The 6,675-nt window shown below is 39.2% G+C and carries 5 protein-coding genes; 2 read left to right on the forward strand and 3 right to left on the reverse strand.

Annotation, left to right across the window (positions count from 1 at the left end; all coding sequences use genetic code 11):
* Positions 1-84: 84 nt before the first annotated feature.
* Positions 85-1,323, reverse strand: a complete 1,239-nt coding sequence (locus tag AC2JBO_RS07065) for an HD-GYP domain-containing protein (RefSeq protein WP_496952918.1) — start codon at positions 1,321-1,323, stop codon at positions 85-87.
* Positions 1,324-1,933: 610 nt separating this feature from the next.
* Positions 1,934-2,851, reverse strand: a complete 918-nt coding sequence (locus AC2JBO_RS07070) for a tRNA (5-methylaminomethyl-2-thiouridine)(34)-methyltransferase MnmD (protein WP_496952919.1) — start codon at positions 2,849-2,851, stop codon at positions 1,934-1,936.
* Between the two features lie 20 nt (positions 2,852-2,871).
* On the opposite strand from AC2JBO_RS07070, the gene AC2JBO_RS07075 reads away from it, so the two are divergent.
* On the forward strand, positions 2,872-3,699 hold the full coding sequence (locus tag AC2JBO_RS07075; protein WP_496952920.1) for a sulfurtransferase: 828 nt from the start codon (positions 2,872-2,874) through the stop codon (positions 3,697-3,699).
* A gap of 17 nt (positions 3,700-3,716) precedes the next feature.
* On the opposite strand, the gene AC2JBO_RS07080 is transcribed toward AC2JBO_RS07075, so the two are convergent.
* Positions 3,717-4,898, reverse strand: a complete 1,182-nt coding sequence (locus AC2JBO_RS07080) for a hypothetical protein (RefSeq protein WP_496952921.1) — start codon at positions 4,896-4,898, stop codon at positions 3,717-3,719.
* Positions 4,899-5,485: 587 nt separating this feature from the next.
* On the opposite strand from AC2JBO_RS07080, the gene AC2JBO_RS07085 reads away from it, so the two are divergent.
* A partial coding sequence (locus AC2JBO_RS07085; RefSeq protein WP_496952922.1) for a FecR domain-containing protein occupies positions 5,486-6,675 on the forward strand: 1,190 nt, incomplete at its 3' end.

Raw genomic sequence — 6,675 nt, forward strand, 5'->3', positions numbered from 1 at the left:
GGAGTTCAGGCTCAAATAATACCAGCTAATCATCCAGAATCGAAATGCTAACCGCTTACATTTAAGTTTCGCTACTGAAAAAAGTTAAGTTAGTGAGCTTGAGAAGCTTGCGCTTGAGCGAATAAAGTCAGTAAACTTATCCATCAATTCTGGATTACGCCACCCTTTGGCAGTTTCTTCTCTCATTGTAGAGAGTGCTTCTTCTGGAGTATAAGCTTTCTTATAAGGACGTTCACTTGTTAGAGCATCATAAATATCAACAATTTGGAAAATTTGCGCCAATTTAGGTATTTTGTCACCTTTAAGTCCGTCTGGATACCCTGAACCGTCCCAGCGCTCGTGATGGTGCCTAATAATTGGTAGTACGCCACGGGTGCTACGTAATGGTTGACAAATTCGTTCCCCAATAATGACGTGCTGACGCATTATATCCCACTCTTCACTCGTTAACTTACCGCATTTTAGCAATATATAATCGGGGATACCAACTTTACCAATATCATGCAAATAACCTCCCCACATCAAATCACGAATTTGATTACGTGAGAGCTTTAGATATTCACCAAATGACTTACCCAACTGTATCAAGCGTTCGCAGTGGTTGCCAGTATTCGGGTCGCGACTTTCGATTGCCCGTGCTATCGAAAATAATACTTTTTCGGCATGGTCAAGGTCTTCATTCAACCGCTTTTGCCGCACTAGTGACTTCACGCGCGCTGCTAATTCTAAACGGTCAAACGGTTTGGTTAAAAAATCATCAGCTCCAACCTCGATACCGCGAATACGAGAATGTCTATCGTTCAAGGCTGTGATAAAAATGATCGGGATTAATCGAGTTTGCTCGTTTTGCTTGATTCGCTGACAAACTTCAAACCCGTCCATTCCTGGCATCATCACATCAAGCAGTATCAAGTCGGGCGAGGAATGAGTTACTAGTTCAATAGCACCATACCCACTATCGGCTTCAATAATTTCATAACCTTCCATAGCCAGCAAAGCTACAGATGTCATCCGACTGGCTGCATGATCGTCAACGACTAACACTTTGGGTGTATCACCATCAAAAATTTCCACTTGTGATTCGGCTTGCTGCGTTCTTGAAACCAATGATTTATAGCCAGAACTAGTTTTCTGGCTTGTCCAAGATGATATGGCTTCAACATTTTCAAGCATATAGTCTTGTTTTGATAAACCAAAAGAATTCGCTTGTGCTTTTTGCAATTCTACAGCTTGATCTGAACTTATGCCCCAAGTATTACTTGAGGGGTTTGAACTACTGCTAACTTTTTCGGTAGAACCTGTATAATTGGATTTCAAAACCACAGAGGCGCTCCAATTCTTAAAAAAACAATTTGAATTTAATTTATATGCAACAGAGTGCTTGCATTGACTTAATTTTACGTATCGGCAGTAATCCTACATGTCTGGTAAGAATTTGTCGGTTATTTTTCAGTCACCAAATAGAGATGACATCGGGTTTGCACTCCTTCACCTCAAAATTCTCACCAATTTTACGGAACTGCTACACAACGCAAACTTAATTTATTGCCAATTGTAAAGCATTAAGGTTTTTATCTTTCAAGGTGCTTGGGAAAATTGTTGTCAAAATTCCCTACCTACCTTTCTAGTATGGGCAATTTGGACGAATCTTAAATCAGGTTTTATACGGAGATTTATGAACATAGATGTGCAAAATCAGTCTAACTCTTACTAAATTTATGTTTCGGGTCTAACCATAATATTATATTTTTATTTCTTGATGAACACTTTGTAAACAAATTATGTATTTTCCCATAAAAACTTATTAGAAATTATCAAACTCTTGTAAAGTTACTTATTGCAGTGATAAAAACCGCTATTCAAAGTGATTTTGATCACAAAGACTTTTTACATACTATATTTTCTTCTCACAGGTTTTTTGTATAAATTAATACTAATTTAACATTGAATTAAGAGAATTTGCGGTTGACCAGCGTTTTCGCCAACGAGAAGTAGGTTCAAGGTTGCTATGATGTTGTTCTAGTTGGCGCCGTTCGAGTATGACTTGGGCAGTATCGCAAAGTAGGGGATCACGGTACGGAATTGCCGCGCGTGTATGTAAATGTTCGAGTTCGGGGATTGAGAGGGGTGAGTATTGTGTCAGTAATTGTTTAGAGGCAGGATGTGTTGCAACAGTACCCGGTGTTTTTCTGCCAATAGGAGGAGTTGAAGCAATAACCAAACCTGATGTTAACAACGCTGTCCGAACTGCTGCGGAACAAGAGTATGTAGCAAGTAATCCCTCCGTGTGTAGACACCTGGAAACAAGAGTAATAAATTCAATTGTCCACAATTGTGGACATTGCGGAGGAGAAAAGGGGTCAAGGAAAATTGCCGAAGCTTCAAACCCTGACTCCATAACCTGTTTGATTGTATTTCTTGCATCACCAATCAGTAATTTTGCGCTGAAATTATTGTTTTGTACGTGACACGTATTCGCGAGTGTCGTCAAAATATCAATGTACTCAAAATTCCAGTCAGCATACAGATTGTGACTAAGTGCGGCACGTGGTACGTTTGGATTGAACTCTAAACCAATAATTTCGATATTACAATCAGGATTAACGTTCCAAATAGTTTGTAGCGCAGCAGCAGTGTTATATCCAAGTCCGTAGCAAATATCTAAAATTCGGATAACTGATTTTTCTCTTCGTTGTGCTGAATTGGTTGCTAGTTGTGTCGGAACAACAAATTTTTGAAAACTTTCTTGTCTGGCGCCGAAGTGGCTGTGATACGATTCCTTAAATTCTTGAGAAAAAAAAGTGTACGTTCCATCGGCTGTTGACTGTGGTATAAATTCCTCTTGAGACATAGGGATATGGGAGTATAAGTATGAATGTAGTTTCGGGGCAATGGTTAGTTGAGCATCTTGATGATGAGGAGGTAGTGATTGTTGATTGTCGGTTTTCGCTTGCTGATGCACAGTTAGGAAAGCAACAGTACCAAATTAGCCATATTAAAAATGCATATTATCTTGATTTGAACGAAGATCTTTCCAGTCCAGTTAGTGAGCATGGAGGAAGACATCCTTTACCTGACTTATCTAAGCTAGCTCAATCGTTATCAAAAATGGGTGTTCGCAGTCAAACACTAGTTGTAGCATACGATGATTCGCGACTTGCGTTTGCCGCGCGCTTATGGTGGTTATTACGCTACATGGGACATCAAAGAGTCGCGGTTTTAGATGGAGGTTTTGCTGGATGGTTATCACTGCTACATCCTGTTACAAATGAAGTTAGGCAACCTATTGAGACCGCTTTTACCGAAAACTTCCAACTATCTATCCAACGAACTATGGTTGTAGATATCAACGAAGTTAAGAATCGTAAAGATCTACCAGGTGTGGTGTTAATAGACTCGCGCGAGGAAGAACGCTACTTAGGTATTCGAGAACCTATTGATAAAGTTGCTGGACATATTGAGGGTGCTGTAAATTATCCTTGGCAATCTGTTACCAAAAGTTCGGGCTATTTGTGTTGCATTGAAGATCAAAAAGCTAGATGGCAAAATATTTTATCATCGTTATCAGACAGCCAAGAAATCATTGTTTATTGTGGTTCAGGTGTTACTGCATGTGTCAATTTACTCTCATTAGAACTAGCGGGTTTTCAAAACTGTAAGCTTTATGCTGGTAGTTGGAGCGATTGGATTAGTTACTAATTAAACCATAATTGGACTTAGAATCTACCGATTTCCCAATTGTAATTTATACTAAAAAACCAACCATCAAAATTAATGTTAGTTTCAGTGGAATTACCCAGAGTAACTCCTCCTTGGAAACTAATGCTGCTAGTATCAGTAGCTTTGTAGTTGAGATGAGTAAATAATCGATGATATAAGTCTTCGCGACTGCGCTGGGTAAAGTCGGAGATAGTAAATTGATAATCCAAACCGACATTTAATGATTCCTGTAAGTAATAACTCAACGACAGCCATAATGAGTTTGTAATACGGTCACGTTTGAGAGGTACTTCAGCTATACTCCAGCGCAAATCGTAAAAACTATCGAGCATCAATTTTTTTGTTAAAGAGTCTCTACGTCCTAGGGATAGGTGAAATGAGTTTTCATTGAAGAAACGGTCGCCAGATGCAAATCCAAAACGACTACTGTTTTTGGCATAAAATAACTGTTGGTTGCTCCAACCGATTTCGCCATACATGCGACGAGTAAGTTGGTGATATAAGTCTACATTGAACCGAATTTGGTTGTAATTAAATTCAGATTGATTGATGTAACGAATAATATTTGCATCGACTGAACCATTTAGGAATGTTTTTGAGCTTAACTTTAAAGGCGCACTAGCAAGTGTTATACCAGAATATATTAATCCGTCTTCAATTGGGTCTACTTTGGAGGCGAAAAGATTGTTGGTTTGGAAGTAACTGACTCGTCCGAGTAGATAAGCAATAGGTTCAGATGCTGGAACTGGGGTTTTTGTTGCAGGTTGAGATGTAGGTGGTCTAGTTGGAAGGGGTGGTTGTTCAATTTGCCTTGGTTTAGCAATGATTGTACCAATTTCTGATGTTCGGGGTCTTATAATAATGCTTCCTAGTTCTCTATTAGTACTATTTGCTGGTTGTTTGGTTTTGTCGAGAAGACGTAAAAGCCTTTCTAGCCTTTTACTATAATCGGTATCAGGTTTTTCTAAGCGCTGCTCGATTTGCGTTGGAGTTGGTTGTGCTGGTTCATTTGGTTGTGCTTCAACCTGTGGAGGTTCTTGTGGCTTTTGAGGTTTAGGATTTTCTCTGTTTTCCGGAGTGGCTTGAACTATTTCTAGCGACTTGGTTAAATCATCGTCAGGCGCCAGTTGTATCAATATTGGTGAAGCAGTTATAGCATCAGGGAACCTAGTTGACACCTGTGTAGTCTGGGTAAGCTTGTGTGAATTTACTCCTTTAACACTAAAGTATGGTATATTTGATACATTCAGGGATTTTCTTTCCGATTGAGAAAGATTTGTAACTATTGTTGCCTCTACTTTCTGTATATACAGAGAAGTTATACTGCAAGCCAGCAAAATCCACGGTAAAAAAAAATTCTTAGGTTGATTCAGTTGCATCTTTCGTGGCGTGGTTGAGGAAAGTTAGAGTAAGGAATTCTTTTAGATATTTCAATTATCTTAAGGATGTAACGTGCGGCTAACATCAGGGTTTTGAATACTTGTACCTAAGTATATACTTAAGTATTGGTTAGTGATATGATATGCACACGTGTGTTCTACCTATCAGAAGTAACAAAATACATTAAGTATATTGTCAGCGCGACTGTTCAGTAGGTTTTGTAGATAATTTAGTAAATCATTTATAGTACGCTGAAATATTTTTTATCTTTAAGATTTGATAAAGTTTCAGCAAAAATACTTAAGTAAACTCGTTGTAACATATCTAAGGTCTGATACAACAGACCTGAAGAGTGACCTCTTGAACCCCTTTTACCTAGTTAAGTATGAGTAGAATCGACGAACTGCAACAAAAAATTCGCAATTTGTTGCCACTTCTGGTAATTAGTTTGTCAGGAGTAGCAATACTGCCTGTATCAAATCCAGCTAATGCACAGACACCCTTAACTAAAGCTGTAATCCAAGACTTACGTAACTTAGTGCAATTAATGCCACAACGTCAGCCAAGGCGAAGGGCGCAGCGTTCGGATTCAATGATACCTGGGGATGGGTTGTCAACAGGAAGATTATCACTAGCTGATTTGCGTTTCAACGACGGTTCTATGGCACGAGTTGGTGAACAAGCCGTATTTCAGTTTTTGCCACAAACTCGAAATTTTACCCTCAATCGCGGAACTGTACTATTATTGATTCCACCTCGGCAAGGGCAAACAAATATCAGAACGCCAAATGCTGCTGCTGCAATTCGCGGCTCGGCATTGTTTGTGCGTTACGATAAAGTTACAGATACTACAGTTATTGGCGCCTTGACTAACAGTGGGATTGAAGTTTTCAACAAAGATGGTTCTAACAGCCAAGTTATTTCTGCTGGGCAGATGATGGTTGTTGTTAAGGGTAAATTTCAGGGACTATATGAATTTGACCTGCGGACTTTTTATGATACTAGTGATTTAGTTCGAGGACTTGATTTAACCCGACAAAATCCTAACGCGGTAAGTGACCCAGCGCTCAATAGCGTTCGGGCTGAAACATCAGAAGCTTTAACAAAACAATCACCGATATCAGGTTCTGATACCATCAAAGACCCATCGTTTATTAAACTATCTCCAACCACTGAGGAGACTGTTGACACAGCACTATTTCGAGAAGGTGGTAACGTTGATAATGTATTAACAACTTCAGAAGTTCAATCAGACACCAACCTGCGTAATAACCGTAATAATTCCAGTAGTCACAGTGAGCAAAGTACATCGACCCAACCTGTACGAAATGTAGAATCAAATGTTGGTGTGACAATTACTCCACCTAAAACAGATAAAGAAAGTATTACTCCAGTTGTAAATACTCCTGTAACGCCTCCAGTTGTAAATAATCCTGTAACACCTCCAGTTGTAAACACTCCTGTAACACCTCCAGTTGTAAATACTCCTGTAACACCTCCAGTTGTAAACACTCCTGTAACACCTCCAGTTGTAAACACTCCTGTAACACCTCCAGTTGTAAATACTCCTGTAAC

The sequence above is a fragment of the Calothrix sp. CBUCES-K 9914 genome, assembly GCF_059640475.1.